Here is a 26,172-nt window from a genome sequence, read left to right as displayed (position 1 = left end):
GGGACCCCACCTGCCATGAACGTGACGTGAACCAAAATCCTGTTCAGCCACGGCAAAAATGCAACGCCCTAGCTGCGGATGCGCCACCCGGTTTTGAAGATCCAACCGATGACCGCCAGGCAGAAGCCGGTAAAGGCCAGGATCGCCAGAAGGCTAAGCAGAATGGGCACGTCCGAAAGCCCGTAAAACGACCAGCGAAAGCCCGAGATCAAATAGACCACCGGGTTGAACAACGAGATCGTCTGCCACACCGGCGGCAGCATCGAAATCGAGTAGAACGTGCCGCCCAGAAAGATCAGAGGCGTCACAACCAGCTGCGGTACCAACGACATCTGTTCGAAATTGCTGGCCCAGATCCCGATGATGAAGCCCAGCAGGGAAAAGCTGAGGCAGGACAGGATCAGAAAGGCGGCCATCGCGAAGGGGTGCTCGATGCGGATGTCCACGAAGAACGTGGCGGTGGTCAGGATCACCAATCCCACGAACAACGCCTTGGTCGCGGCGGCGCCCACATAGCCGATCACGATCTCGATGAAATTCACCGGAGCCGAGAGCAGTTCGTAGATCGTGCCCAGGAACTTGGGGAAATAGATGCCAAAGGACGCGTTCGAGATCGACAGCATCACCACCGACAGCATGATCAGCCCCGGCACGATGAAGGCACCGTAGGAGACGCCCTCGACCTCCTGGATACGGCTGCCTATGGCGGTGCCGAACACCACGAAGTACAGCGAGGTCGACAGAACCGGTGACAGGAAGCTCTGCGCGAGGGTACGGAAGAACCGGGCCATTTCGAACCGGTAGATGGCGGCGATGGCGGACCAGTTCATGCGGCATCTCCGGACACGAGGTTGACGAAAATCTCTTCCAGGCTCGATTGCCGGGTCTGCACGTCGCGCAACACCAGCCCCGCCTCGGCCACGTCATTCAGCAAAGTGGTGATGCCAGTGCGATCGGCATTGGTGTCGTAGGTATAGATCAGCGCATCGCCCTGCCCATTCAGCACCAGATTGTGGTAGGCCAAACTGCCGGGAATGTCCGAGATCTTGCGGGTCAGCATGACCTCGATCTGCTTCTTGCCCATCTGCGCCATCAAGGTGTTTTTGTCCTGCACCAGCATCAGTTCGCCCTTGTCGATCACACCGATCCGGTCGGCGATGGCTTCGGCCTCTTCGATGTAGTGGGTGGTCAGGATGATGGTGACACCGGCAGCCTTCAACTCGTCGACGATGGCCCACATGTCCTTGCGCAGTTCGACATCCACGCCGGCGGTGGGTTCATCCAGAAACAGCACCCGCGGCTCGTGCGCCAGCGCCTTGGCGATCAGAACCCGCCGCTTCATGCCGCCTGACAGTTCCTTGATCGCGTTCTTGCGCTTGTCCCACAGCGACAACTTGCGCAGGATCTCTTCGATCCGGGCACTGTCCTGCCCATAGCCGAACAGACCGCGCGAAAACCGTACGGTGTTCCAGACCTTCTCGAACGGCTCCAGCGCAATTTCCTGCGGCACGAGGCCAATCATGCGCCGGGCTGCACGAAAGTCCGTGAGGATGTCGTGCCCCCCTACGGTGACAGTCCCAGACGTGGGCGTGGTAATCCCGCAAACCGTCGAGATCAGGGTTGTCTTTCCCGCTCCGTTCGGGCCGAGCAGGGCCAGGATCTCGCCCTCTTCAATGTCCAGCGATACGCCTTTCAGCGCTTCGAACCCGCCGGCATAGGTTTTGCGCAGATCCTTGATCGAAAGAATTGTCGTCATGCGTTTTCCCAGTTCTGGCCGGGACAGTATCGCGGCAGAGGATTGCCGAACAGACCAAATCCGCACAGTCCTCTGCGCGCAAACGCAGGTTTCACTCGCGCCCGGTCAGGCGGCCCAGCCAGCCTTTCTTTTCCCCCTCGGGGTTGCCTTCGCTGTCCTCTTCCGGCGCTGCAGGGCCTTCGAAATGCTGCTGAAGGTTCGAGAAGAACTGGTCAGCCATCTTTTTGGCAAAGCCGTCGATCAACCGGCTGCCAAGCTGCGCCAGCTTACCGCCAACCTTGGCATCCACGTCATAGGCCAGAAGCGTTCCACCGCTGTCACTGGAGCTGAACGTGACACTGGCGCTGCCCTTTGCAAAACCCGCGGCCCCGCCTTTGCCCTCACCCGCGATGGTCAGGCTTTGACCCTCAACCATATCGGACATCGTGACGGTGCCTTTGAACGTGGCCTTTACTGGCCCCACCTTCTGCACCACGGTCGCCTCGTAACCGTCCGTCGGATTGCCCGAGACCTCTTGCGCACCGGGTACGCAGGCTTTCAGCACCTCGGGGTCCAGAAGGGCCGCATAGACATCGGACGGCGCCGCCTGAATTTCACGTGTGTCACTCATTTGCATGGGACCACCCCCCTTTTTCAAAATGCCTGATATTCGACCAAAGACCTATCCACGAACTGCCGTTGCGGCAACCGTGTTCCACACATTATCCGCCGCCCCCGGAATCCTGGGCCCGCATGTCGGCAATCCGTTTCTGCACCAGTTCCAGATGCAGACGGGCATCATACTGCCCTTGCCTGTAGGCCGCTGGCAGCCGTAGGTCCGCCAGCTTTTCGTCCAGCACCTGCAACTGTCCCTGCATCCGCACGAGGTCTTCCGCGGAAGGGTTGTCGGCCAGGTCCTGTTCGATCAGACGAATTTCCGGGTAGTGCTGCCAAACACGCCATCGTTGGAAATAGGCGTAGATGCGCGGCAACAACCGGACCAGTGGAAGGACGATGAAAAAGAACGGCAGGAACAGAAGGAAAACCCGATTGACCTGCGCCGCCACCCAATAAGGCAACCAATCATGCCACGTGGATGGCCCTTCAAGTATCAGCTGCCGCGCAGTGTTGTTGAGGGGCAATGCGGTCCCTTCGATCCCCGGAAAGGCCCCGGGGTCATTGATGATGCCCTGAGCCTCGTGCAGGGCGATCGCCGCCATCGTCAGCCGGTTGACCAACGCCGGATGCAGTCCCGGCCGCACGACCAGTCGCGCCTCGAGAGCGATCAGATCTACCGGGCGCGGCGGTAGAACCGGGTTCAGCGACATGCCTCCGGTCGGTACGGTCACCACAGTGGCATAGGACAAACGACGTGAAATCGCCTCGACATGTTCAAGGTTCAGCACCTTCAGTCCCGGCACCTCGTAGGCGGCCAGCAGGTAGGGGGCTTCGATCGGGGCGACAAAGACGGCGATGTCCAACGTTCCGTCCAACAAGGCGTCGGCCGCCTGGTCATAGGGCAGTGCAACATGCACGTTATCCTCTTGGGCCAGCCCGACCGCGCGCTCGAAGTCGCGGAATGCGTCCGCGGTGCCGGACCCGGGCGCACCGCTGTTGATGCTCAACCCACGCCATAACGCGGGATTGGGCGGAATCCACGCATCCTCGCGCGCCATGAAAATCATCGGCTCGAAAAACACGGTCCCGATGGCCTGCGCCCGATCCGGGTCAACTTCGATGCCGCCCTGCAAGAAGACCACATCCACAGCCCCGTCTTCCAGGAGACGCGCATTTTCGACCGACCCTGCGGTTTCGACGATCTCGAGCCGAATGTCATCCTCGGCAAGGACATCGGAATAGTCCTGCGCCACTTCGATATAGGCGCCACCCGCCGGTCCGGCTGCCATGCGCAGGTCGCCGGGCGGGTGCAGCAGAAGGATGATTGCCACCAGAACCGCCAAGACCATGGCGGCACTGATCGTGATCCAAAGACGCATCCTACCCCTCGCTGATCCACCCCGGACAGCACGCTACGCCGCTGGCCCCAAGCTGACAAGTATTCCGATGTGTTTGTTGGTTTTTCCCGTTCCGGATCAGACCGATGCCAGACGCCGCGTCGCTGCCGGTCGGTCTTGCATTCCGGCTGGGCCCCGGCCAGCATCGCCGCGAGGGAGTGCTGCTCATGCTGAACGGAATCCGTGTTGTCGAAATCGAGGGTCTCGGCCCCGGCCCGTTCGCCGCCATGCTGCTGGCGGATCTGGGGGCCGACGTCGTGACCATCCACCGCAAGGGGGGCGCCGTCACACCCGGCATGCCGGACCGATCCGTGCTGGACCGGGGCAAGCGCTCGATCGCGCTCGACCTCAAGGACCCCGACGACCTCGAAACCGCTCGGCGCCTGATCGCAACCGCCGATGCTTTGATCGAGGGCTTCCGCCCCGGCGTGATGGAGAAGCTGGGTCTGGGGCCCGAAGCCTGCCACGCCCTGAACCCGGCGCTGGTCTATGGCCGGATGACCGGCTGGGGCCAGGACAGCCCGCTTGCCGATACCGCAGGACATGATCTGAACTACATCGCCCTGTCCGGAGCGCTTTGGTACGGCTCACCACCCGGCATCGAGCCGATGACCCCCGCCACGCTGGTCGGCGATATCGGCGGCGGCGCGATGTATCTGGTCACCGGCATTCTGGCCGGGCTGCTGAACGCGCGCGCAACCGGCACGGGCACGGTGGTCGACGCCGCCATCTACGACGGCTCGGCCCACATGATGAACCTGCTGATGAGCCTGCGCCAGACAGGCAACCTGTCCAACACGCGCGGCAAGAGCCTGCTGGACGGCCCGCACTGGAGCCGTACATACGCCTGCGCGGATGGCGGCTTTGTTTCGGTCCAATGCCTCGAACCGAAATTCTATGCCCAATTCCTGGAAATCCTGGGCCTGTCCCAAGACCCGGCGTTCCAGCAACAATACGACAGCACGCTCTGGCCAGATTTGACCCTGCACCTGGCGGAAGTCTTCGCAACCAAGCCGCGCGACCATTGGGCCAAACTGTTCGAAGGATCAGACGCCTGCGTCGCCCCGGTGCTCAGCCCCGACGAGGCCGCAACCCATCCGATGAACACCGCCCGCCAAACCTGGCGAGAAACAGACGGCGCACTGCAGGCCGCGGCCGCCCCGCGCTTCTCCACCCATCAATGGCAGCCGAGACCCAGCCCGACCCGCGGCCAACACACGACCGATATTCTGATCGAACTCCAAGGCTCCAAAAAGACCTGACGCACCCTTCATCTGGCCAACGGCCAAGAGGGGGCTGGCCCCCTCGCACGCCGCCTACCCGCCGCGGACCGTGTCGATCATCAACCGCACATTTTCCGGGTCGGCATCCGGCGTGATCCCGTGACCCAGATTGAAGATATGCGGCCCCTTGGAAAAGGCGCGCAGGATGCGGCGGGTCTCATCCACCAGCGCCTGTCCACCGGTGACCATGTGAGACGAGGCCAGGTTGCCTTGCACGCAGCCATCCACCTGCACATGTTCGGCGGCCCATTCCGGCGCAACCGAGTTGTCCAGCGCCACGCAATCGACACCGGTGGCCTTCGCGAAACCGACATAGCCCTCGCCCGCCTCGCGCGGGAAACCGATGACCGGAATGCCCGGGTGGCGTTCCTTGAGCGCCTGAGTGATGATCCGGCACGGCTCGACCGCGTATTTGTTGAAAGCCTCGCCTTTCAGCGATCCAGCCCAGCTGTCGAAGATCTTGACCACCTCGGCCCCCGCTTCGATCTGAGCCGACAGATATTCGATCGTGGCCGCAGTGATCCGGTCCAGCAACGCCTCGAACAGCGCGGTGTTTTCCTCACGCAGGGCGTGGGCGGGGCCCTGATCAGGGGTGCCACGCCCGGCGATCATATAGGTCGCAACGGTCCACGGGGCGCCGGCAAAGCCAATCAGAGTCGTCTCGGACGGCAACTCGCGCGACAGGATGCGCACGGTTTCATAGACGGGTGACAGTGTCTCGTGAATCGCATCAACTGGTTTCAGTGCATCGAAATCCGATTGCTGCGTGATCGTTGACAGGCGCGGCCCTTCGCCGGTGACGAACCAAAGATCGACGCCCAGCGCCTGCGGCACCAGCAGGATGTCGGCAAAAAGGATCGCGGCATCGAACCCATAGCGGCGGATCGGCTGCAGCGTCACCTCCGCCGCCAGATCGGGGGTGTAGCACAGCGACAGGAAATCGCCCGCCTGTTCCCGCGTCGCGCGGTATTCCGGCAGATAGCGTCCGGCCTGTCGCATCATCCAGATCGGCGGCGTGTCCAGTACCTCGCCCGCCAGCGCCCGCAGCAGTTTTTTGTTCTCGGCCATGTCAGCCCCCACTATTCCGGTTCGCGCAACGGGTCCGCCTTCAGCGGCAAAATGTCAAGCGCGGCCCCCATTGTCAGGGCAATGTGACGCGACTAAAGCTGTGCCCATGACTTTGAACCTGCCCACCCCCGCATCGCCGCTGAAGATCGGCACCCGTGGTTCGCCGCTGGCGCTGGCCCAGGCCCATGAAACCCGTCAGCGGCTGTGTGATGCTTTTGACCTGCCGGAACAGGCGCTCGAGATCGTGGTGATCAAGACCACCGGCGACAACCGAGCCATGATCGACGCGGACCGCCCGTTGAAAGAGATTGGCAACAAGGGCCTGTTCACCAAGGAAATCGAAGAAGCGATGCTGGGTGGGGACATCGACATCGCCGTGCACTCGACGAAGGACATGCCCGTCGAACAGCCGCAGGGGCTGGTGCTGGACACGTTCCTGCCGCGCGAGGACGTGCGCGATGCCTTCATCTCGCCCCGCCTCAACTCGATCCATGACCTGCCCGAAGGCGCGGTCGTCGGCACCTCGTCGCTGCGGCGGCGGGCACAATTGCTGCACCGCCGGCCCGATCTGAACGTGGTCGAGTTCCGGGGCAACGTACAGACCCGACTGAAGAAGCTGGCCGATGGTGTGGCCGAATGCACGTTCCTAGCCATGGCCGGCATCCGCCGCCTGAACATACGGGACGTGCCTGCCACCGCGATCTCGCCCGACGACATGCTGCCGGCCATCGCGCAAGGCACGATCGGCATCGAACGCCGCGCGGACGACCACAGGGCCGCCGAGATGCTGGAGGCCATTCATCACTCTGAAACGGCCTGTCGTTTGGCGGCCGAGCGCACGTTGCTGGCCGCGCTGGATGGGTCTTGCGAAACTCCGATTGCCGGTCTGGCCGAACTTGCCGATGGGCAGTTGCGCCTACGCGGCGAAGTTCTGCGCCCGGACGGATCGGATGCCATCAGTGAGAGCGAGACCGGTTCGACGGAGGACGCAGCGGAAATGGGCCGGACCATGGCGGCAAAACTGCTGCACCGTGCCGGGCCCGGATTCTTCGAGTGGAGAAATATGTAAAAAAGTTTCTGCGAATGTGAACTGCTTCACTGTCGCCCCGGTTGAAATCGGGCATCAATGTGTCATCCCGATTGGGAATGTGGATCAGTCTCGAATGTATCGAAGTTTTAGTTCGTGATTTTGTAGATAGTATTCGAGGGGGCGAGACTGAGAACCCTGTCCGATCGAAACGGGTCGTGCTTTTGAAAAAAGGCGCGGCCCGTTTTGACTCTGCGGCCCGCAATGGGTCCCTGTCATCCGGGAAACCGGTGCACGTTGCCATGATGACTGAACATCGCCTGGCCCGAGCGGATGTCGAACCGGAAATCAGCCGACCGTCCCGGCAAGGCCGCATAGAACGCGCGCAGGCCCGGTTCGACCAAGCCCGCTTGGGCGCTGCAGGCTTCGCTCAACCGCTGTATTTCGTCGTGAGCCCGCCGTGCACGTATCGCAATGATCAGATCCTGATGCATCTCCTGCAGCTTCCGGAAATCCGCGCTATGGGCCAACGCGCTGTCACCGACCAATGCAAAAATCGGCTCCAGTTCGGTCTTGCCTTTCAGATGAACAAGCCCTGCTTCGAGCATCGCGAGATCGGCGCCAGCGGCCTTTGAGACTGAGCTTGAGATCAGGATGTCATATTCGACCTGGCGGCAACTCTGCTCGATTCGAGCGGCGACGTTGACCACATCTCCGATCACCGTGTAGTTGAATCGCCGCCGCGAGCCGATGTTGCCGACACAGGCCATTCCCGTGGCGCATCCTGTCGCCAATGCGATCGGAGGATGCCCGCGCATCGTGTCCGATGCGTTGAATTCGGCCAGAGCTCGCCGCATCTGCAGCGCAGCCTGCGCCGCCAGAAGCGGGTGCCGCTCCACCGGAACCGGCGCGTTCCAGAACGCCATGACCGCATCCCCGATGAATTTGTCGATGGTGCCTTTTTCGTGCAGGATCCGGTCTCCGATGACCGAGAACAGTTCATTGAGCAGCGCAACCAGGTCCGTGGCCGACACCCGCTCGGACAACGGTGTAAACCCGCGAATGTCCGAGAACATGACCGTGATTTCCTGCGTTTCACCACCCAGTTGCAGTTCGTGCCCGGTTGCGTCCATCTCGTCCAGGATCTCTGGCGCGACATAGTGCGAGAAGATCCGCCGGATCACCCGCTTTTCCCGCTCGGTCGATATGAACAGATAACCGGACAACAGCCCGAAATTGGCCATCCCGCCGGCAAGCGGGAAGGTTGCATCGAACAGCACGGACTGGTTCTGAAACGCCAACCAACTGACCCCGACAACCACGGCCGCCGCGATGCCGCCTGCCATGAACGAGGCAACGGCCCCGAAACTGGACATGACGACCGTGACGACGACTCCAAGGATGATGAAAGCCAGAAGTTCGAGGGCGGCGGTGACATCCGACCGGGTCAGCATGTCGCCCAGCAGCGCCTGCTCGATGACTTGGGCGTGGATGGAGACGCCTGGAACGGACTCTCCCAACGCAGTCTGATGCATGTCGAACAGACCTGCCGCCGACGTTCCGATCAATACGATCCGACCTTCGATCTGGCTGCGCAGAACCGGATCATCTGCGGATTGCAGTATGTCATTGGCCGACAGGTAGAGCCCGGGATCATCCGGTCTGTACCTGACCCAGACCTCTCCGTTTTCCGTTGTGGGCAGGACCAGACCCGCCAATTCGACCGAAAGCACGATGCCGGCCTCGCCCTGAGCCCCTTCGATGAAGATCACCGGCTCGCCCGTCGCGACCCTCAGAGCCTCCAGCCCAAGTCCGGGCAGAACACCGCTTGGCCCCTGCCACAACACCGGAACCCGACGCACCACGCCCGTGCCGCCCAAAGGTGAAACATTCACACCGCCGATCCCGGTTGCATCCCGGTCCAGCGGTGGCGCCAGCGGAGTCCAGTGGGGCACGGACACCAGCCCGGCGGCCGGGTTTTCGCCGATCTCCACGATCCCGGCCTTCGGGGCAATGTCCTGATCCCCTCCGGTCAATCGCGCCGCCACACCCATCACGACGGGCCAGTTCGAAACCTCGGCCCCGAACAAGATGTCATTGTCCAGCTGGGCGGCTTCCTTTTTGGCGCTGAGAATGTCAGCTAGGGCCGGATCACTCAGCAGCCGCGACGGTGAGTACCGATCGGGCTCGGCGAACAACATGTCAAAAGCGATTGAAGCGGCGCCATACTCGCCCAAACGCTCGACCATCTGCGTCAACAGGGTCCGGGGCCAGGGCCATTGGCCCCAATTCTCGAGCGACGTTTCGTCGATATCGACGACCCGGACCGGCAAATCGGGATCGAAGGCGCGCGGGGACAACCGCTGCAACACGTCGAAAAAGATCAGCCGGGACATGCGGACCGGATAAGGGTCCAGTACCCGCAGCAGACAACCAAACAGGATCAGACCCAAGCCCACCAGCCGAAAAGCACGGCGCCGTCCAGCTTTCTCGTGCTGCCTGACGCTCACGTCAACCTCTGCTCGCCGGCAACGACATGGACAACGCTCTAGCCATCGCCGCCGGACCCAAAGACACCGCCGCCAGCATCCCGCCGATCATCGACAGTTTCGGGCCGGTCGCCCGGCCTGTCGAACTGCCCAACCGGATCCGGTTGTTCGGGCGGCGCGGCAACCGCTGCCTTGACCTGCCTCTGCGGTGGTGCGGACCGGCGCGGTTCGGGCGCGTCCGATTTTGCGCGCGGCGCAGGTTGGGATTCACCCGAGCAACCTTCGACATCCACCTGCAAAGGCGGTTTGAGGTCTTTCTGCGACTGAATGAAAGGAAAACCGCTGACCACGGCCTTGTCATACATCGCCTGATCGACCGGTCGCCCGACCGCACCGCGCTGGCTGGTTGCATACAAGCTGCAAATCCGGCCAGTCGATCGGCAAGAGCCGCCGAGGCCACACATCTGAACCGTGCCGTGCAGCACGAGCATCGCGCTTTGGTTTCCCGGCGCGATCCACATGTCAAATACCGTGCCCCGCACCGCCATGGTGGCCGTCGGCGTCTTGATGGAGTAGGCGCGTTTCCTGCTTTTGCCTGAGATGAACCGGAAGCTTCCGCCCAGCGCCTCGACCGCAAAGCTCTTGGCCTTGCGGTTGCCGCGCAACATCTTCACGTCCAGAACCATCCGTGCATTGGGACCAACCGCGATCTTCGTGTCATCCACAAAGACAAGCTGAACCACGCCATTCGCATCCGTGACGATCGAGTCGCCGGACAACACCTCCATCCCATTACGCAGGGGCAGCGTTTTGCCGCCACGGGTCACGTCCGCCCCCTGTTTCACGCTGATTACGGTTCCGATATTTGCCCAACTGAGGGCAGGAACGCAAAGAACGAAAAAACCAACCAGAACAATCTTCAACCAAGCCAAAATGCCAGCCCTTCCCCCAAAGGTTACTGTCGAGCGCGGATGCGCTCACTGCCCGGCCAGCCTCTGAAACTGTTTTTTGGATCAATCAAAATGAATTAAATCTTAGCAAATATGCATCCATTGGCATGTAATTGGCAAGTTTTCTGTTCTTATGCCTGTTCGGCGGAGAAGCTGAGCCGCCGAGTTTAGTCAAAATAAACGGCCTTTTCTGCAGGTCAAACCACCTGACACTGGTGATCCAAAAGAGCGCGCTCCAACGCCAAAGGCAGGCAACCTCTCCAATTGGTTCAGCCGTTTGCGACACCCATCATTTTGCAGATGCAGTTCCCCACCGCACCTGGCTCGCCATAATTTTTGTGTCCGATTACGTACTCTGACCGCGCGTGCATTCTCAGGCCAACCGACGTTGGGACAGCGAAACCAAATCGAAGCAGAACGCGAATCCACGCCTAGTTCTTGAAAATCCAACAGCAAGACATGGTGACCACGCCTTAGCCCAAGCGGGTGCAGACCTAAGCGATTCCAAGCGTTTTCAAGGGCTTCGCCCAATCCGGCAAAAATTTCCGGTGGCGCAGGAATTGGCCTTGTATTTCCGTCGCTTGCACGGCTATACCCGTCGGCGGAGACGTGGCCGAGTGGTCGAAGGCGCTCCCCTGCTAAGGGAGTAGGCGGGAAACCGTCTCGAGGGTTCGAATCCCTTCGTCTCCGCCATTACCCATTGATACGGCTAAGATAGTGAAGGGCTTGCTTGCAAGTTCTACACTTTTGCTGCGCGCCTTCGCCGGTGCTCCGCCAGCTTCAAGCACCGTTTGGCTGGTGATCCGGCCATGCAGGCGGCACCGGAAACGTCAAAACCTGTCAAACCGTCGTCTTCGGCCAGCGCGGCGCGCAATCGTCCGATCAGGTCAGGCCCGGGGCGCACGGCTGCACCCTTGGATCGGCAAGATAGGCAAACCGAGATGTGATGTGTTGATTGTCGGTTCATTTCGCCCTCCGCGAAATCGCGGGCCGGACAGGGAACCAGTCATGTCAGCGGCGTAAGCCGAAAATGCCATCTTGGCCTCCTTCCGAGACACCCCGCCCGGGTTGAGTTGCGTTTGATGATGGCAGGTCTCCTGACTCGCGGTGTATGGCTTGCCCCGCCTTCCCAGACCTATCGGCCCAGTGGCATCCGGGGGTCGCACACCGCCTACAGTTGCGGGGGCAGTCACGGAATTGGCGTCAGAACGGCGCCGCACCGTATTCCCTTTTACCCGACCGCCAAAACGATCGGGAACCATCAGCACCAATCTCATCAATGAATCGGGCTGCACTGTCAACGACGTTCTGAGCGGCTGCGTGATCGAGGAATCCAAGCGCCCGTTCAGCACCAGCTGAGCGATAGGCCGTGCAGCGAACTACGGTGTTTCAACCAAGTGGATTCGGATAGCCCGGAAGGTCCGGAGATGCAGCGGCGCAAGCGGGTAGATTGCAAAACCTTTGTGAGCGACCTCGCCTTTTCCCTTTGAATGCAGTAGCCTGTCGTTGGCAAGCGTACGAAATTTACGCGCGGAAAAATCATTGATTTATCCTGTGATTGATTCAAAAATACGAATTCGACACAACTTTAGCTTTACCTCCGTTGTTGTCGCTGTCGCCCGTTTCGTCGGGCCCTTCCGGCTGCTGGAGTGAGTGCTGGCGGTCGGAAGGCATTTCACGAAGATCAGCGTTGGGAGGACGCGGTGCCCGGACTTAACGTACGATCCCTCCCTCGAAAGTTCGCACCGGCTTTTGCCCATGACGTCATTGCGTCAGCACGCTTTGTTCACGGTCCCGGGGATCAGCAGAAATCCTGTCTGCCAGCCACGTCATTGGCGACAGACTTTTTTGGAACGGGAATTACCAGACCGGGGTATGCTCGAATGACTGCATAGACGTGAGAGCGCGAAAAAGAGGCCACCTATTCCACATGTATCGACAAACCCAAGAGGAGAAGAAAGTGATTAACAAAGTCATGATGATTTCAGGCGCGACGTGTTTCGCACTACTATCGGCCTGTGACGATACGAGCACGTCAAGTGCATCCGCCGAACTGACGCCCGCTCAACAGGCGTGTCTGCGAGACGTGGCCAAAACAACAAACAATTCGCAGGTGGTCGTGCTCTCATCCGCGTTCAGCGAGGCTGGAACACAAGTCACCGTTGGGGTTGGAGAGGATCGGGCTCCGTGGAATTGTATTGCCTACAGTGATGGCGCGACAGCCGGTATTGAGTTCCTGGGCGACGAAGGCGCGTTGTGACCGGTTTGATGCGTAGCCGAAATCGGCTGCGCAGCGCTGGCTTGATACTCTGAGGTCCGGCATGGTCTGCAGAATAACCATCATCGCGTTTGCGACCCTTTACCTGTTGGCGTTGTTTGCGTTCCTGACCGGTACCTTTGGCTGGTTCGGACAGGAACGAGACCCGTTGTCCGGCGTGTTCCTTTTGCCGCTGGGACTGCCCTGGGTACTTGCCGTGGACTTTTTCTCAGAGTCGGCCAAACCGTGGCTCGCGGCAACTGCACCGGTGCTCAACCTGTTGGCACTGGTTTTGATATGCAGATGGGCACGCGGTTTGCGCCAGGAATGAAGGCGGAACTCTTTCCCGCAAAATTGGAGGAAAACATGGGAAAAGTGATCTTGGGGCTTGTGATCGGGCTCATCCTCGGCGTGGTTGGAGCGATGACCTTGGGCGGCGGGGCCGCGATGGGTGTCGGCGTTGCGACAGGCTTGTCCGCCGGTGTGTGCACCACATTGAAGGGAGCCCAGGCCGAGAACCTGATCACCGCCGAGCAAGCAGATCAGATCCTCAATCGCGTGAATTCCGAAATGGCGTCATTGCAAGGAATTGAAACGACTGACGAGATCGTCGGCAGCGCACAGGCATGCGACGAGTTTCTGGCAGAGTTGCGGGAAGCGCAGTGAGGTTTCTGCTCACCGGAAACATAACATTTACGATAGACCGACAGAGGACCTGCTTATGAAACGCAGTTTTTTGAACCTTCTAACTCCCGCCCTTGCGATCAGCGGAACAGCCGCCCTGGCCATGTCAGACGCCGACGACGCGTGTATCGACCATCTGCGGCAGGTCGGTGGACCGGACGGCCAATCCGGCACGATCGAAAGCTCACAGTTCTCGGAAGCCGGCACGCTCGTCATGCTGCGTGACGCGGGCGGAACACTTTGGCGCTGCATTGCGTACAAGGACGGAAGCATTGGCGAGATGTCGGTTGTCGAGGCGATGGACGATGGTGGCGGAGCCATGGACGGCGCTGCCGGGTCGACAGGTAGCCAGCGCGTAAAATTCGATGCCGGGTCCACCGGCGCCGAGCTCGTCGGCCAACTCGCGCCAGGGGAATCGCAGCAATACGTTCTTGGCGCGAAGAACGAACAGTTTCTTTACGTCCGCGTTGCTCCGCGAAATGGCTCTTTGGACTACGTCATTCGCAACCCCGATGGGTCGGAACTGTTGGGATTAATGTCTGCGGACAAGGAGTATCGCGGACAGCTGTGGCAATCCGGCGATCATGTTGTCGAGGTCATCAACCGCGGCAACTCTGCCGTCGACTACAACGTCATTTTTGGAATTGAGTAGGTGATCGACCTGAAACCCTGAACCGCATTTCCAAAACAATCAGGAAGAACAGATGAAATCCAAGATCCTATTGGTGATCGGCGCGGTCAGTGCCTCTGTGCTTGCAGGATGCGACGAAAGTGGCGGATCAGTGGACGCAAGTGCACCGGTTGTGGGCAGCTCCAGCGATCTTTCGTCATTTGAAGGGGCAAGAGCAGGTCAGGCTGAAATGGGCATTCAAAGTCTCGGGTTTGAACTCATCCGAAGCGAAGGGCTGACCTCGTACTGGTTCAACAAGGAGACCGGTGCTTGTGCTCGGATCACGACATCTGAGGGAAGATACTCGGACGTAGCGATGCTGCCGTCAGGTGACTGCTGACACGCATTCATCAATCCCAAATCTGCAAAAAGGAGCTTCAACTTGCATTTCGATCTGGCACATGCGGCAGTTATCGTTGTCGCCTTGATCATCACCAACCTGGCGTTGAAATCGGCCGGCGTGATCAACGAAGAAAACAAACACCAATGGAACTGGAAAGCTTTTCTGGCCTACTTCGTGGTCATATTTATCATCAATCTGGTGTGGCCGATCTAAGGCTTCAGGGCGGCAAGCCAACCGCCGATCTGACCTGGTTACCGTGAACGCGCCTCTCGGCGGGACTGCCGGCAGGAAAAGCGTGAGCATCGCTGGCTGAAAACAGAAAGGAATACGCATGCGGTTTTTGACGTCCCTCATATTCATCGGTGTTCTGGCAACCGCGGCGAATTCTGACGTCACCAGTCGAAACGGTGGCCCAAGCAACAGCCAGATGCTTTCTAAGGGCAGCGACGGAGGCGTCGATGGCATCGCTTTCTTTCGCCCAGTCCTAAGCGGGGTTTTGTATCGCTCTGGCTTCAAGGGCGGCGACAAGGGTCGAACGGGTCTGAGTGACGCTCAGCGCGAAACACTTTGCGATGAAGGGTTTTCAACCGGGTTTTACGCGGATTTCGGCAAGAACACCGAATACGGCCGCACCAGCTGTGGGAACGGAGCCTTTGACTATCAGAGCGCCAGATCGTCCCGACCTAGCACTGTCATGGCCACCATACACGAGGTGATTGAGAATCCTGGAAAGGGTCCTGTCCTGGTGCACTGTATGTGGGGCGTTCATTCCTCAGGCGCGTTGTCGGCAATGGCACTTGTTCAGTTTTGCGGTTGGACGGAAGAAAGGGCCAAGGAGTATTGGAATGATGCCCGAAACGGGGCCCCATGTTCGGGCGGGTGTGACCAGTGGATTGACTCCAAATTCTCCAACTTCAGTGTCGACCCCAGTTTGAAGATCTCCGCCGAACAACAGGCCGCGATTTGCCCCAAATGATATCGGGAGGACTAACTAAATGAGGTTCAATCTTCTGGGGTTACTGGCTTTAATTGCACCCACTGCCTCGTGGGCGAGCGACGATGTTCGCGGAGAGGCCACGACATTTTTTAGCCCCAATGGTGTTACGGAACGCTGCATTCGGATCGAAAAAGTCCCAATGGGCGAGTACAAGAACAGCGATCTTGAGGAAGAAACTGCCTATTGCGAGATCGATTTCTATGCACCCGAAATCGCTATTTGTCCAAAAACCTGGAGCACCAGCCCAGGAATGGCCGTCTACGATATTTCGGAAGGACCCTACGTGCGGAACCGCTCTGAGTTCGAGAGAAACGCTTGCAAAGAGGGCAAGTCGGCAAAAGAACTGGCCAAGGGCAGAGTGGCCAAATTCAAATCCACCATGAACCAGAAGGGTACAAGCGGAACGTTTTCCACCTCGTCGCTGCTCTACTACCATTTCTCAAGGTATTTCGACGCGACGGTGAAAGTTCCGGTGGCGGTCTGGCGCAGCATGGACGCTCAGGCGCATCTTACCGAGGTTGCAGAGCCCGGCCTTGCGATTTCCGGTGGATCTCATGGCGGGCGCATGAACCATGAAGGCTGGCGGGTCTTCGTGGCTGCGGATGCCGACCCGAACTCGTACCAACCGACGGATGATCTGTTCACCGCGGATCGAACGCAGATTTACGGTGTCCTGCTAGATAGCCCCGGTCATCGCTACGGCTCGGAAATCAACGGCACCCGCAAGTCCGGTTGGGGCAAAGGCCAAAATCGCGATTTTCAGGAAACACCCGCTTTCCTGGCCTTGCGGTCTTCAAAACCGTTGCCCGAGGCCATTGCAGAGGGTGTCAGGGAAGGCCGAAAAGACCGGCAGATCAACAAGGACCTCGGACCCGATGTCAGCGACCAGCAGATGGCATTCTGGATGCAGGAGCTTACCGAGATTGTACTGCTCGACTTCATCTTCAGCCAGCAGGACCGTGTTGGAAATATTGATTTCACACCCTACTGGTATTGGGTCGAAGACGGAAAACTGAAGAACAAGAAAACGAAACACCATCAGCCGAATGATGGAGACGTTCCCGCCGATGCGATATTGATCCGACGCAGCAATCTGAACGACAACGATGCCGGTGGGCGAGTCGAATATGCCAACTTCGCGAAATCCACTCAGATGCTGGAGAAAATGCGGCATTTCTCTCCAAACACGTACCGGCGCCTGGTTGCGTTGAACAGCGACCTTCAAACGCAAGGCCCGGTTTACGGCTGGTTGTCACAAAGCTTTGGGCTGTCGGACCGTCAGATTGCGCAGGTCGTCAAAAACACCGCGCTGGCAACATCCATCCTCAAGAGCAATTGTGCCAAAGGCGATCTGGTGTTTGACTTGGACCCTGTCGCTTTCTTTTTGAACAAAATTACCGAGGCGGAGGGCCTGGACTGCAATGATCCGTAAGCGTTCGATCACTGTCGCGGCGTTCGTTTGGACGGTCGTGCTCGCCTGCAAAGCGGCCGCTTTGGACGTGATCGTCATATCGGATCTGAACGGCAGCTATGGCTCGGTCAGATACGATGCGCGCATCGAAAAGGCGATCAAACGGATAATTGAGATTGATCCCGATCTGGTGATTTCGACGGGCGACATGGTCGCCGGGCAACGCATCCCAAACCTTTCAGACAAGCAGGTCAGAGAGATGTGGAAAGCGTTTCACAAGGCGGTATCCGACCCGCTGGAGGCTGCCGGAATTCCATTCGCCGTCACGCCGGGAAACCATGATGCCTCGGCCTATCGCGGGTTTGAGCGCGAGAGAAAAATATACGCCGAGGAATGGGGCCCCAGAAAACCAGACGTCAACTTCCTGATGTCGGATGACTATCCGTTCTTCTACGCGTTTGAAATGCAGGGGATAACCTTTGCGTCCTTGGATGCCACGACCCTTGGACCACTATCCGGGGATCAGCAGGACCAACTTGAGCAACTTGGGGCTGGTGGAGACCCGATTGTCACGTTCAGCCACCTCCCGCTGTGGCCGTTTGCGATCCAGCGCGAACGCGAAATCATCGGTGACCCGGCGCTTGAAAAAATCTATCTGCAAAGCGGCGTCGTTCTGCACCTGTCTGGCCACCATCATGCCTTCTACCCTGGCTGGAAAGACGGCGTGGCCTATGTCTCGCAAGCTTGCTTGGGTGGTGGCCCGCGGCGGCTAATCGGTGATCGCGCCAGGTCACCTCACAGTTTCACGCATGTCACCCTCCAGCCGAACGGAGAGTTTGGGATAGCAGTATATCGAGGGCCGGATTTCGAAAGGTCTGTCGACTTCAAGTCGCTCCCGACAGAGATCAGATCCCCGAATGCGGTGTTGAAACGTTTAGACCTTGTGAAATGACTAGAAGCTGAGTTTCAACTCGACTTTTTCGGGGACCAAATCGTTTATCATCTCTTCGATGCGGGCCTCGGAAAGCCCACCCGAGGTAATGAAAAGCAACGAAATTCGGGATTTTCCGGGAACATGGTGTTTTCTGATCAGCTTCCAGCCGGCATCTGCGGCCATGGCTTCAATGGCGCTGCTGACGTTCAATGAGTGCTCTTCGTCCGAAGCCTTAAGCGATATTTCAACGCCCTTGTTTCGCCCTCCGAGCCAAATGAAACACCAACAGACAACCGCCACCAATGTGGCCATCAGCGGCAGGCCCAACCCGACCGCAAGCCCAAGAACGGTTACGACGATCAATTCGACAGTGTCTATCGGATCATCCAAATTGGAGCGAAATCTGAGCAATGCGCCGATGCCGAAGATAACGAACCCGATCATGGACCCGTGCTGGACGACCAGGAATCCCACCGCCATGCCGATCAGCGCATAGAGGAAGAAGAGCCTGGGCATGACGATGTCGCCGACACTTCTACGGGCTTTACGCCGCACCGGATGATAGACGATCAAGCCGGCCAGAATGATCGTGACCAGCACATCAAGAGAAAAGAAATACAGTTCCTGTTTGCCGCGAAACTGGATCCATCTGCGTTCGATCAGAATTTCCGATTCCGATGCCCCGGCAAGCATCGTTGCCGGGTCGATTTGCGACATCGCCGCAGCGGGCAACAGCAGCATCAACAACACAGTCACAAACGGGAAAATCGTATTCAAATCGTCGTCCTTCCTGCTTGTGCCCAGACAGTACACGTCATCACGCGCAAATCGCGCCCCTTACAAGTCAATCCCAACAAGGAGGATCAGGTAAAGAGTTCAAAGCGCATTCTTCCGACATCGCAGATAAGTTGTGATACGAATGCGATAGAGGGGTGTGTCACACACACGAGAAAATCGAAGGGCAGAAAGCACGTGTTTCCGTCAAAGCCTGAAGTTTCACGGCGCTTCTGCAAATTTGGAAGATCCGCTCTTGCGGCCAGCTTCCTAGCGGCAGCGTTTTTGCCTTTGTCTGGCTCTGCCTATGCAAAAAGTGCTGATCTGGTTCTGGTCGATAGATTCAAGGTGGCGGATAAATCAAAAGGATTTTCCGAACCTTCCGGTTTGTCGCTGTCCAACGCTGAAGGCTTCCTGTGGTCTGTAAGCGACGCTGAGCCCAAACTGCACCTCCTTGGAATCGACGGAGTATTGGGAAACTCCTTCCAGTTGCCGTCTTTGGCCGGATCAGATTTGGAGGGCGTCGCGTCGCGAAGAGATGGGTCGGTTTTGCTCCTTCAGGAAACCGATCGATCGATATTGGTCGTTCAACCAACCGACCCTATCCAACTGACAAGGGTCCCACTTGCCTCCCTCAAGGGGTACCCGGCCGCTGCCGAACTGCTTGTCGGCAACCCACTGAACAAGGGGCCTGAGGGCATCACCGTCGATCCGGACACTGGGCGAGTATTCGTTGTCATTGAAGGACAACCGCGTCTGTTGCTGGTCGTCTCACCGGACCTGACTGAAATTCAGGAAGTCATCCCTTTGGATCGTGGATCTGGTTTTCTCTCGGATCGCGTGAATGACGATGAACTGGATGTAAGCGGTTTGGCTTGGTCCGTGTCAGGTGTGCTGTGGATTCTCAGCGACAAGGGACGCCAGATCTTTTTGTACGATCCAGAGACGAGAAAAGCAGATACGATCGAACTGACGTATATGAAAAACGGAGACCGAAAGGTCGTAAAGCACCCCGAAGGGATCGCCTTGGATGAGGCCAAAGGGCTTCTCTACATCCTCACAGACGATGGCGATAAGTCGCGCCTGTACGTTTTCAATATCCCTGAGTTTTGATCGCTATTGTACGGAACTCACACAGAAGGGATGACTTAGCCAAGCAAGCCCGCATTGGGTCCAACTTCCTTGATCCGCACCACTCAGAACTGCTCGTTCAGGTCCGCTCCCAGGCCACGTTCTTGGCCGTAGGAGCGTCCCGAGTAAAAAACTGCCGTCAGTTTGGCCAGTTCAGTCGTCTTTCGAAGCGACTAGAAATCAAGGTTTTCCACGCTCAGCGCGTTTTTCTGGATGAACTCACGGCGCGGCTCGACCACATCGCCCATCAGCTTGGTGAACAAGTCATCGGCCTCGACCATGTCATCGACACGCACCTGCAGCAGTGTCCGCGCATCCGGATCCAGCGTAGTTTCCCACAACTGATCGGGGTTCATCTCGCCCAAGCCCTTGTAGCGCTGGAGCGACAGGCCTTTTTCGCCCTCTTCCAAGATGGCGCGCAGCAGATCCAGCGGGCCGTGGATGACCTGCGACCGGTCGCGGCGGACCAATGTGGCCGGCAGGTTGTAGACGTCCTGCAGGCTTTGGGTAAAGCTGCCTGTCTTGCGCGCTTCGCCGGAACGCAGCATCGGACCGTCCAGCGTGCGGACTTCCTCGACGCCGCGCAGGATGCGCGCCAGTCGGATACCGTGGTCCTGCGTAATCCGGCCCTGCCAGCCGCGCTCGTATTCCAGCGCAATCAGGTCCAGCCGCGCCGCGACCTTGTCGGCCACACCCTGCAGGTCGGCATCCACCGCCCCGGGCACAAACGCCCCGGCAACGGCGGCCTGTTCAAGGATGTGCCGCGGGTAATGCGTCGGGAAGGCATCCAACACGCGCTTGAGCTGACGCGCCTCGTCCACCACACGGGTCAGATCCTGACCCACGATCTCTTCACCCGAGCCCAACTTGAGCACGGCGCCCTCGACACCCTGGTTGATCAGATAGTCGTCAAGCGCCGCCTGATCCTTCAGGTAAACCTCTGACTTTCCTCGTGAAACCTTGTACAGCGGCGGCTGCGCGATGTAGAGATATCCACCCTCGATCAACTCGGGCATCTGGCGGTAGAAGAACGTCAGCAACAGGGTCCGGATATGTGCACCGTCCACGTCAGCATCGGTCATGATGACGATCTTGTGGTAGCGCAGCTTCGAGATATCGAACTCGTCCCGGCCGATACCGGTGCCAAGCGCCATCACAAGGTTGCCGATTTCCTGGCTGGACAGCATTCGGTCGAACCGCGCACGTTCGACGTTCAGAATCTTGCCGCGCAAAGGCAGAACCGCCTGCGTCAGACGATCGCGACCGGTCTGCGCCGATCCACCGGCCGAGTCCCCCTCGACCAGGAAAACTTCGCTTTTGGCCGGGTCCTTCTCAGAGCAATCCTTGAGCTTGCCGGCCAGATAGTTGACGTCCATCGCCGTCTTGCGTCGGGTCAGTTCGCGGGCTTTCCTCGCCGCTTCGCGCGCCAAGGCGGCCTCGATGATCTTGCCGACGATGGTTTTGGCCTCGTTGGGGTTCTCCTCGAACCACTCGGCCAGTTTCTCGTTCATCAACCCTTCGACAGCTGGTCGCACTTCCGAGCTGACAAGCTTGTCCTTGGTCTGGCTGGAAAACTTCGGGTCAGGTACTTTGACGGACAGCACGCAGGTCAGGCCTTCGCGCGCATCATCGCCGGTGAAGCTGACCTTTTCCTTTTTCGCGATCCCGCTGGACTGTGCGTAGTTGTTGATCGTGCGGGTCAGCGCTCCACGGAAGCCAGCGACATGCGTGCCGCCATCCCGCTGGGGGATGTTGTTGGTAAATGGCAGGACGGTTTCGTGATAGCTGTCGTTCCACCACATCGCGATCTCGACCCCGATATCGTCGCGCTCGCCCTTGATATAGATGGGCTCGGGCATGGCCGGAGTTTTCGACCGATCGAGGTATTTCACGAATTCCTTGACGCCGCCCTCGTAGAACAGTTCGGTCTCAAGCCGCTCGGCCGGCCGCTCGTCAATCAAGATGATCCGAACGCCCGAGTTCAGGAAGGCCAGTTCGCGCAACCGCTTCTCCAGCGTCTCGAACGAATACTCCAGGTTCGAAAACGTATTGGTCGAAGCCAGAAACCGCACCTCGGTCCCGGTCCGGTCGCCGCATTCGCCGACCACTTTCAGATGCTCCGAGGTTTCTCCGCCTTCAAACCGGGCGAAATGCTCTTTGCCGTTGCGCCAGATGCGCAGCTCCAGCCAATCGGACAGAGCGTTCACCACCGAAACGCCCACGCCGTGCAGACCGCCCGACACCTTGTACGAGTTCGAGTCGAATTTCCCGCCGGCGTGCAGTTGGGTCATGATGACCTCGGCCGCTGAGACACCTTCTTCGGGGTGGATGTCCACCGGAATCCCGCGGCCATTGTCGCTGACCGAGACGCTGGAATCTGCGTGAATCTTGACAGTCACATGGTCGGCGTGACCGGCCAGAGCCTCGTCAATGCCGTTGTCCACGACCTCGTACACCATGTGGTGCAGACCGGACCCGTCGTCGGTGTCGCCGATATACATTCCGGGGCGTTTGCGGACAGCCTCCAACCCCTTGAGAACCTTGATGGAATCTGCGCCGTATTCCTGATTTGCCTGTGCGTCTTCGGACATGCCGTCAGTACCTATATTATTTTGGTAAGTTATACGTTCTCTGGTGGGGAATGTCACGTCATCCCCCCAGATTTTGTGCCGGTTCTTTCGGGCGCAGGCCGAGCTGATCGGCCGACCTCAGACGGTCACAATCTATCCAGATCGGCGGCAATATCAGCAGCGATTTGGCGGGCATCGACATCGCCGCGCTCGGCCGACAGGCGCAGGCCCAACAAGTCGGACTGGTAGCGCGCCGCCAGCCGTTCGGGATCATGGTCAGCGCCGATCTGCCCCTGCGCCTGCGCTTGTCGGAACAGATCGGCGAAGCAGGTTTTCATCCGTGACAGATGGGCTGCAGCAAGTTGCGCCAAGTTATGATTCTTTGCGCTCAACTCGGCATAGGTCTTGGCCAGCATGCAGGCCTTTGCGGGCGCGTTCGCGGCCTCGACAACCAAACGCGGCTGGGCCTTCAGCGCACCCAGCGGCCCCAGTTCCCGGGCCAGGGCTTCAAGCCGGGCAACGCCTTCATCCGCATAGCGTTCCAGCGTCAGGGCATACAAGGCGTCCTTTGACCCGAAGGCGGCGTAAAAGCTGCCTGGCTTCAACTTCAGCGCACGCTCGAGATCCTTCAGGGACGTGCCCGCCCAACCCTGACGCCAGAACAGGTCTCGGGCCTGCGCGATCAGCGCGTCACGGTCATAGGCAGGTTTGCGGGGCATGTAATCACCAATTCTTGAACGATTACTCAAATATATACTTGAGCGATCACTCAATAAAGCCTATTTCGGATTTAGCCGCCAGAAAAGGAGACCCGAAATGGCCGATTTTCCCTCGCATGACCTGAACACCGCCCCCGAAGGCTCGAAACCCCTGCTCGAGAAGTCGCAGGCCGCGTTTGGCCGCCTGCCGGGCCTGCACAAGGTCATGGCCGAAAGCCCGCAGCACCTTGAGGCTTACCAGGTCCTGCACCACCTGTTCCTGCAGACCGATTTCGACAATGACGAAAAAACCGTCGTCTGGCAGACCATCAACGTGGAAAACGAATGCCACTATTGCGTTCCGGCCCATACCGGCATCGCCAAGATGATGAAGGTTTCGGATGAGATCACCGAAGCGCTACGCAATGAAACCCCACTGCCCTCGCCCAAGCTCGAAGCACTGCGGACGTTCACGATGCAGGTGATGAACCAGCGCGGCAACGTCACCGACGCGCAGTTGCAGGCGTTTTTCGACGCGGGCTATTCGCACCGCGCCGTTCTGGACGTGATCCTGGGCCTGGCACAGAAAACCATGTCGAACTACGTCAACCACATGGCCCAGACGCCGGTGGACGAGGTGATGCGTCCCTTCCTGTGGGAACGCAAAGCCAGCGAGCCGGCCTGATCCGCTCAGTCGGGGGTGACGGTCGAGCCGTCACCCGCGTCATTGACCACGAAAGACTGCGCCCGGTCGCCCAGTTCGGCGAACAACTCGGGGCCTGTTCCGGTCATCCAAGCCTGCGCCCCCAGCGCGCAGATTTCGTCATACAGCGCTGCCCGCCGGTCCGCGTCCAGATGGGCCGCCACCTCGTCCAGCAACAGGATCGGCGGCGCTCCAACCTGCGCGGCCAGCGCCCGCGCGTTGGACAGAATCAACGACACCAGCAGCGCCTTCTGCTCTCCGGTCGAACATTCACTGGCCGCAACGCCTTTTGCGGCAAAAACCCCGTACAGATCCGACCGGTGCGGCCCCACCAATGTGCGCCCCGCCGACAGGTCGCGGAACCGGCTTTCGGCCAGCGCCTCGAACAGATCCTGCGCGCTTTCGGGCATGTCCCCTTCGGACTGAACAAGTTCCAGTTCCGCCGAGGGAAATGCGGTCTCGGCTTGCTCCTGCGCCGCACGCAACTGCGCCAGAGCACCCAGCCGCGCAGTATGAATGCGATGCCCGGTTTCGGCCATCTGGGCCTCGAGCGCGGCGTACCAAGGCGCATCGCGCACCTGCTCTTTCAACAGGCGGTTCCGTTCGCGCATGGCCTTTTCGTAGGTCAAGGCGGCCTCGGCATGGCTTGGGTCGAAACTCAGCGTCACCCGGTCCAGAAACCGCCGCCGGCCTTCGGCGCCTTCGATCCAAAGCCGGTCCATCGCGGGCATCAGCCAGACGACCCGCGCCAGCTTGCCCAGATCGATCTGGCTGGCTGCCTTTCCGTCGATCCGAACCTGCCGCGCTGCACCGGCTTCCGACCAGGTTTCGATCTCGGATCGGCGGCCCTGAACGTCCAGCAACCCGCTCAGCTTCCATCCCAGCGCCTCGGGCCGACGCGTCATCTCGGCGGCACTGGCCCGGCGCATGCCGCGGCCGGGTGAAAACAGGGATACCGCCTCGAGAATATTGGTCTTGCCGGCCCCATTCGGCCCGTACAAGGCCACCGGCCGCCCGTCCAGCGCCATGCGCGCCAGCTTGTGCGACCGAAAATGCGAGACCGTCAATTCGGTCAGGGCCAAAGCCATGACCCCTCCCTTCATCCTTGCACAAACACGCGCGCCGGACGCATCCCGCGCCCGCGCGATCAGACGCGCATCGGCATCACGACATAGACCGCGCTCTGGTCATTGCCTTCGCGCATCAGGGTCGGATCGCCCGCCGAGTTGAACAGGAACACCGCGTTCTCGCGGTCCACCTGGCTTGCGATTTCCAGCAGGTACTTGGCGTTGAAGCCGATTTCCAGCCGTTCGTCGCCATAGGCCACGGCCAGCTCCTCCTCGGCGGCGCCGCTGTCGGGCGCATTCACCGACAGGACCAGCTTGTCGCCGTCCAGCTGCAGCTTTACCGCACGGGACCGCTCGGACGACACGGTGGCCACCCGGTCGACAGCCTGGGCGAACTCGGCCGCGTCCACTTCCATCTTGCGGGTGTTGTTCTGCGGAATCACGCGGGTGTAGTCGGGGAAGGTCCCGTCGATCACCTTCGAGGTCAGCGTGATGTCGGGTGTGGCAAAGCGCACCTTGGTTTCGCTGACCGAAACCGCGATGTCCATGTCGTCATCTTCCAGCAGCTTGCGCAACTCGCCCACCGTTTTGCGCGGCACGATCACGCCAGGCATATCGGCGGCCCCGTCGGGGCAATCCGCGTCAATCCGCGCCAGGCGATGCCCGTCCGTGGCCACGCAGCGCAACACCTTGCCGCCCTCGGGGCCATCCGTCACGTGCATGTAGACGCCGTTCAGGTAATACCGGGTCTCTTCCGTCGAGATGGCGAATTTCGACTTGTCGAACAACCGCCGCAGCAGGGCCGCCGAAGCGGTGAAGTTCGACTGGTATTCCGAGGACGCCATCACCGGGAAATCCTCTTTCGGCAGGGTCGCCAGCGAGAAGTTCGACCGCCCCGCCTCGACCGTCAGCCGGCCAGCCGCACTGTCGGCGGTCAGCGTGACCAGCGCGCCATCGGGCAGCTTGCGCACGATCTCGTGCAGGGTCGTTGCCGCAACCGTGGTTGCACCCGCCTTTTCGACCTGCGCGGGGGCCTTGTCGACCACCTCGATATCCAGATCGGTCGCGCGGAACAGAACCTGATCGCCCTCGGCCTCGATCAGCACGTTGGCCAGGATTGGAATCGTGTTGCGGCGTTCCACAACGGATTGGGCCTGCGAAACGGCCTTGAGCAGCGTGCCGCGTTCGATGCTGATCTTCATACCCTCAATTCCTCTGATTTGAGTGCTTACATGGGCGGGACTGGCAAGTTAGCGGTTCAGCCCTGAGGCACAAGGATTTTTTACCGATTTCTGGGTCGGAACGCGCAAACCGTCAAGGTCCCGAGCGGCCCTGCGCCCCAGTTCCGTGGAAATCGTGGAAAAAT

25 protein-coding genes, 1 tRNA gene and 1 riboswitch are annotated in these 26,172 nt (G+C 59.6%); of the genes, 14 read left to right on the top strand and 12 right to left on the bottom strand.

Annotated features, from left to right (window positions below):
* Nucleotides 1–68 precede the first annotated feature (68 nt).
* From ACR0FC_RS16440 to ACR0FC_RS16425, 4 genes are all read right to left on the bottom strand, one after another.
* Nucleotides 69–830, bottom strand: coding sequence for an ABC transporter permease (locus tag ACR0FC_RS16440; protein WP_093963579.1), 762 nt, complete (start codon nucleotides 828–830; stop codon nucleotides 69–71).
* Complete coding sequence (locus tag ACR0FC_RS16435; protein ID WP_170342354.1) at nucleotides 827–1,756, bottom strand: ABC transporter ATP-binding protein; 930 nt, start codon at nucleotides 1,754–1,756, stop codon at nucleotides 827–829. Before ACR0FC_RS16435 ends, ACR0FC_RS16440 begins: the two co-directional genes overlap by 4 nt.
* 91 nt (nucleotides 1,757–1,847) lie before the next feature.
* Nucleotides 1,848–2,372 carry an SRPBCC family protein gene (locus tag ACR0FC_RS16430; RefSeq protein ID WP_170342356.1) on the bottom strand — a complete coding sequence of 175 codons (525 nt, stop codon included), beginning with the start codon at nucleotides 2,370–2,372 and terminating at the stop codon, nucleotides 1,848–1,850.
* 85 nt (nucleotides 2,373–2,457) lie between these two features.
* The gene (locus tag ACR0FC_RS16425) at nucleotides 2,458–3,732 is read right to left on the bottom strand and encodes a TAXI family TRAP transporter solute-binding subunit (RefSeq protein WP_170342357.1); all 1,275 of its coding nucleotides are present in this window, start codon (nucleotides 3,730–3,732) and stop codon (nucleotides 2,458–2,460) included.
* A 185-nt stretch (nucleotides 3,733–3,917) separates the two neighbouring features.
* Between ACR0FC_RS16425 and ACR0FC_RS16420 the strand changes: the two genes are divergently transcribed.
* The gene (locus ACR0FC_RS16420) at nucleotides 3,918–5,012 is read left to right on the top strand and encodes a CaiB/BaiF CoA transferase family protein (RefSeq protein ID WP_170342609.1); all 1,095 of its coding nucleotides are present in this window, start codon (nucleotides 3,918–3,920) and stop codon (nucleotides 5,010–5,012) included.
* A 54-nt stretch (nucleotides 5,013–5,066) separates the two neighbouring features.
* Here ACR0FC_RS16420 and hemE read toward each other — a convergent pair whose 3' ends face one another.
* Entirely contained in the window at nucleotides 5,067–6,101 is a 1,035-nt protein-coding gene (hemE, locus tag ACR0FC_RS16415; RefSeq protein WP_170342359.1) for a uroporphyrinogen decarboxylase, read from the bottom strand.
* A gap of 106 nt (nucleotides 6,102–6,207) precedes the next feature.
* Between hemE and hemC the strand changes: the two genes are divergently transcribed.
* The gene (hemC, locus tag ACR0FC_RS16410; RefSeq protein ID WP_170342361.1) at nucleotides 6,208–7,170 is read left to right on the top strand and encodes a hydroxymethylbilane synthase; all 963 of its coding nucleotides are present in this window, start codon (nucleotides 6,208–6,210) and stop codon (nucleotides 7,168–7,170) included.
* Nucleotides 7,171–7,403: 233 nt separating this feature from the next.
* Here hemC and ACR0FC_RS16405 read toward each other — a convergent pair whose 3' ends face one another.
* On the bottom strand, nucleotides 7,404–9,638 hold the full coding sequence (locus tag ACR0FC_RS16405) for a CHASE2 domain-containing protein (RefSeq protein WP_367646666.1): 2,235 nt from the start codon (nucleotides 9,636–9,638) through the stop codon (nucleotides 7,404–7,406).
* 38 nt (nucleotides 9,639–9,676) lie between these two features.
* A complete protein-coding gene (locus ACR0FC_RS16400; RefSeq protein WP_342355393.1) occupies nucleotides 9,677–10,462 on the bottom strand; it encodes a FecR family protein in 786 nt (261 codons plus the stop codon).
* Between the two features lie 708 nt (nucleotides 10,463–11,170).
* On the opposite strand from ACR0FC_RS16400, the gene ACR0FC_RS16395 reads away from it, so the two are divergent.
* The 10 genes from ACR0FC_RS16395 to ACR0FC_RS16350 all read left to right on the top strand — a co-directional run bounded on the left by ACR0FC_RS16395 (nucleotide 11,171) and on the right by ACR0FC_RS16350 (nucleotide 17,881).
* Nucleotides 11,171–11,260: transfer RNA gene (locus tag ACR0FC_RS16395), tRNA-Ser, on the top strand.
* Between the two features lie 377 nt (nucleotides 11,261–11,637).
* Nucleotides 11,638–11,845, bottom strand: a riboswitch (cobalamin riboswitch).
* Between the two features lie 682 nt (nucleotides 11,846–12,527).
* Nucleotides 12,528–12,827: a hypothetical protein gene (locus tag ACR0FC_RS16390; protein WP_170342363.1), complete on the top strand. Its 300-nt coding sequence runs from the start codon at nucleotides 12,528–12,530 to the stop codon at nucleotides 12,825–12,827.
* A 61-nt stretch (nucleotides 12,828–12,888) separates the two neighbouring features.
* On the top strand, nucleotides 12,889–13,155 hold the full coding sequence (locus ACR0FC_RS16385; RefSeq protein WP_170342366.1) for a hypothetical protein: 267 nt from the start codon (nucleotides 12,889–12,891) through the stop codon (nucleotides 13,153–13,155).
* Nucleotides 13,128–13,490, top strand: coding sequence for a hypothetical protein (locus tag ACR0FC_RS16380; RefSeq protein ID WP_170342368.1), 363 nt, complete (start codon nucleotides 13,128–13,130; stop codon nucleotides 13,488–13,490). The genes ACR0FC_RS16385 and ACR0FC_RS16380 overlap by 28 nt, the downstream gene beginning before the upstream one ends.
* Before the next feature lie 55 nt (nucleotides 13,491–13,545).
* The gene (locus tag ACR0FC_RS16375) at nucleotides 13,546–14,160 is read left to right on the top strand and encodes a hypothetical protein (RefSeq protein ID WP_170342370.1); all 615 of its coding nucleotides are present in this window, start codon (nucleotides 13,546–13,548) and stop codon (nucleotides 14,158–14,160) included.
* 52 nt (nucleotides 14,161–14,212) lie between these two features.
* Nucleotides 14,213–14,518, top strand: coding sequence for a hypothetical protein (locus ACR0FC_RS16370; protein WP_170342371.1), 306 nt, complete (start codon nucleotides 14,213–14,215; stop codon nucleotides 14,516–14,518).
* 42 nt (nucleotides 14,519–14,560) lie between these two features.
* A complete protein-coding gene (locus ACR0FC_RS16365) occupies nucleotides 14,561–14,734 on the top strand; it encodes a hypothetical protein (RefSeq protein ID WP_170342373.1) in 174 nt (57 codons plus the stop codon).
* Nucleotides 14,735–14,852: 118 nt separating this feature from the next.
* A complete protein-coding gene (locus tag ACR0FC_RS16360; RefSeq protein ID WP_170342375.1) occupies nucleotides 14,853–15,497 on the top strand; it encodes a protein-tyrosine phosphatase family protein in 645 nt (214 codons plus the stop codon).
* A 19-nt stretch (nucleotides 15,498–15,516) separates the two neighbouring features.
* On the top strand, nucleotides 15,517–16,950 hold the full coding sequence (locus ACR0FC_RS16355; RefSeq protein WP_170342377.1) for a hypothetical protein: 1,434 nt from the start codon (nucleotides 15,517–15,519) through the stop codon (nucleotides 16,948–16,950).
* Nucleotides 16,951–17,017: 67 nt separating this feature from the next.
* Nucleotides 17,018–17,881 (top strand): metallophosphoesterase family protein, encoded by an 864-nt coding sequence (locus ACR0FC_RS16350; protein ID WP_367646667.1) that lies wholly within the window; start codon nucleotides 17,018–17,020, stop codon nucleotides 17,879–17,881.
* Here the strand turns inward: ACR0FC_RS16350 and ACR0FC_RS16345 are convergent, their stop codons facing one another.
* A complete protein-coding gene (locus tag ACR0FC_RS16345) occupies nucleotides 17,882–18,640 on the bottom strand; it encodes a DUF4956 domain-containing protein (RefSeq protein WP_170342381.1) in 759 nt (252 codons plus the stop codon). It lies immediately after the preceding gene.
* Nucleotides 18,641–18,835: 195 nt separating this feature from the next.
* On the opposite strand from ACR0FC_RS16345, the gene ACR0FC_RS16340 reads away from it, so the two are divergent.
* Nucleotides 18,836–19,750 carry an SdiA-regulated domain-containing protein gene (locus tag ACR0FC_RS16340; protein WP_170342382.1) on the top strand — a complete coding sequence of 305 codons (915 nt, stop codon included), beginning with the start codon at nucleotides 18,836–18,838 and terminating at the stop codon, nucleotides 19,748–19,750.
* A 191-nt stretch (nucleotides 19,751–19,941) separates the two neighbouring features.
* On the opposite strand, the gene gyrB is transcribed toward ACR0FC_RS16340, so the two are convergent.
* Nucleotides 19,942–22,359, bottom strand: a complete 2,418-nt coding sequence (gene gyrB / locus ACR0FC_RS16335) for a DNA topoisomerase (ATP-hydrolyzing) subunit B (protein ID WP_170342384.1) — start codon at nucleotides 22,357–22,359, stop codon at nucleotides 19,942–19,944.
* Nucleotides 22,360–22,484: 125 nt separating this feature from the next.
* The gene (locus tag ACR0FC_RS16330) at nucleotides 22,485–23,057 is read right to left on the bottom strand and encodes a TetR/AcrR family transcriptional regulator (RefSeq protein ID WP_170342386.1); all 573 of its coding nucleotides are present in this window, start codon (nucleotides 23,055–23,057) and stop codon (nucleotides 22,485–22,487) included.
* A 97-nt stretch (nucleotides 23,058–23,154) separates the two neighbouring features.
* Here ACR0FC_RS16330 and ACR0FC_RS16325 point away from each other — a divergent pair, with 97 nt between their 5' ends.
* Nucleotides 23,155–23,721, top strand: a complete 567-nt coding sequence (locus tag ACR0FC_RS16325) for a carboxymuconolactone decarboxylase family protein (RefSeq protein WP_170342388.1) — start codon at nucleotides 23,155–23,157, stop codon at nucleotides 23,719–23,721.
* 5 nt (nucleotides 23,722–23,726) lie between these two features.
* Here ACR0FC_RS16325 and recF read toward each other — a convergent pair whose 3' ends face one another.
* Together recF and dnaN are read right to left on the bottom strand one after the other, a co-directional pair.
* Nucleotides 23,727–24,827 (bottom strand): DNA replication/repair protein RecF, encoded by a 1,101-nt coding sequence (recF, locus tag ACR0FC_RS16320; protein WP_170342390.1) that lies wholly within the window; start codon nucleotides 24,825–24,827, stop codon nucleotides 23,727–23,729.
* 59 nt (nucleotides 24,828–24,886) lie between these two features.
* Nucleotides 24,887–26,008, bottom strand: a complete 1,122-nt coding sequence (gene dnaN, locus ACR0FC_RS16315) for a DNA polymerase III subunit beta (RefSeq protein ID WP_170342392.1) — start codon at nucleotides 26,006–26,008, stop codon at nucleotides 24,887–24,889.
* Nucleotides 26,009–26,172: the final 164 nt, after the last annotated feature.

The sequence above is a fragment of the Ruegeria sp. BB9 genome (assembly GCF_056539345.1).
This window is presented reverse-complemented; position numbering and strand designations above follow the sequence as displayed.

Excerpts from the sequence above, each read along its gene's own strand:
- ACR0FC_RS16430 (WP_170342356.1), bottom strand. The coding sequence starts at position 2,372 with ATGCAAATGAGTGACACACGTGAAATTCAGGCGGCGCCGTCCGATGTC.
- ACR0FC_RS16325 (WP_170342388.1), top strand. The coding sequence starts at position 23,155 with ATGGCCGATTTTCCCTCGCATGACCTGAACACCGCCCCCGAAGGCTCG.
- recF (WP_170342390.1), bottom strand. The coding sequence starts at position 24,827 with ATGGCTTTGGCCCTGACCGAATTGACGGTCTCGCATTTTCGGTCGCAC.
- ACR0FC_RS16440 (WP_093963579.1), bottom strand. The coding sequence starts at position 830 with ATGAACTGGTCCGCCATCGCCGCCATCTACCGGTTCGAAATGGCCCGG.
- ACR0FC_RS16380 (WP_170342368.1), top strand. The coding sequence starts at position 13,128 with ATGGGCACGCGGTTTGCGCCAGGAATGAAGGCGGAACTCTTTCCCGCA.
- ACR0FC_RS16420 (WP_170342609.1), top strand. The coding sequence starts at position 3,918 with ATGCTGAACGGAATCCGTGTTGTCGAAATCGAGGGTCTCGGCCCCGGC.
- ACR0FC_RS16425 (WP_170342357.1), bottom strand. The coding sequence starts at position 3,732 with ATGCGTCTTTGGATCACGATCAGTGCCGCCATGGTCTTGGCGGTTCTG.
- dnaN (WP_170342392.1), bottom strand. The coding sequence starts at position 26,008 with ATGAAGATCAGCATCGAACGCGGCACGCTGCTCAAGGCCGTTTCGCAG.
- ACR0FC_RS16435 (WP_170342354.1), bottom strand. The coding sequence starts at position 1,756 with ATGACGACAATTCTTTCGATCAAGGATCTGCGCAAAACCTATGCCGGC.
- ACR0FC_RS16375 (WP_170342370.1), top strand. The coding sequence starts at position 13,546 with ATGAAACGCAGTTTTTTGAACCTTCTAACTCCCGCCCTTGCGATCAGC.
- ACR0FC_RS16360 (WP_170342375.1), top strand. The coding sequence starts at position 14,853 with ATGCGGTTTTTGACGTCCCTCATATTCATCGGTGTTCTGGCAACCGCG.
- hemE (WP_170342359.1), bottom strand. The coding sequence starts at position 6,101 with ATGGCCGAGAACAAAAAACTGCTGCGGGCGCTGGCGGGCGAGGTACTG.
- ACR0FC_RS16385 (WP_170342366.1), top strand. The coding sequence starts at position 12,889 with ATGGTCTGCAGAATAACCATCATCGCGTTTGCGACCCTTTACCTGTTG.
- ACR0FC_RS16355 (WP_170342377.1), top strand. The coding sequence starts at position 15,517 with ATGAGGTTCAATCTTCTGGGGTTACTGGCTTTAATTGCACCCACTGCC.
- hemC (WP_170342361.1), top strand. The coding sequence starts at position 6,208 with ATGACTTTGAACCTGCCCACCCCCGCATCGCCGCTGAAGATCGGCACC.
- gyrB (WP_170342384.1), bottom strand. The coding sequence starts at position 22,359 with ATGTCCGAAGACGCACAGGCAAATCAGGAATACGGCGCAGATTCCATC.
- ACR0FC_RS16330 (WP_170342386.1), bottom strand. The coding sequence starts at position 23,057 with ATGCCCCGCAAACCTGCCTATGACCGTGACGCGCTGATCGCGCAGGCC.
- ACR0FC_RS16370 (WP_170342371.1), top strand. The coding sequence starts at position 14,213 with ATGAAATCCAAGATCCTATTGGTGATCGGCGCGGTCAGTGCCTCTGTG.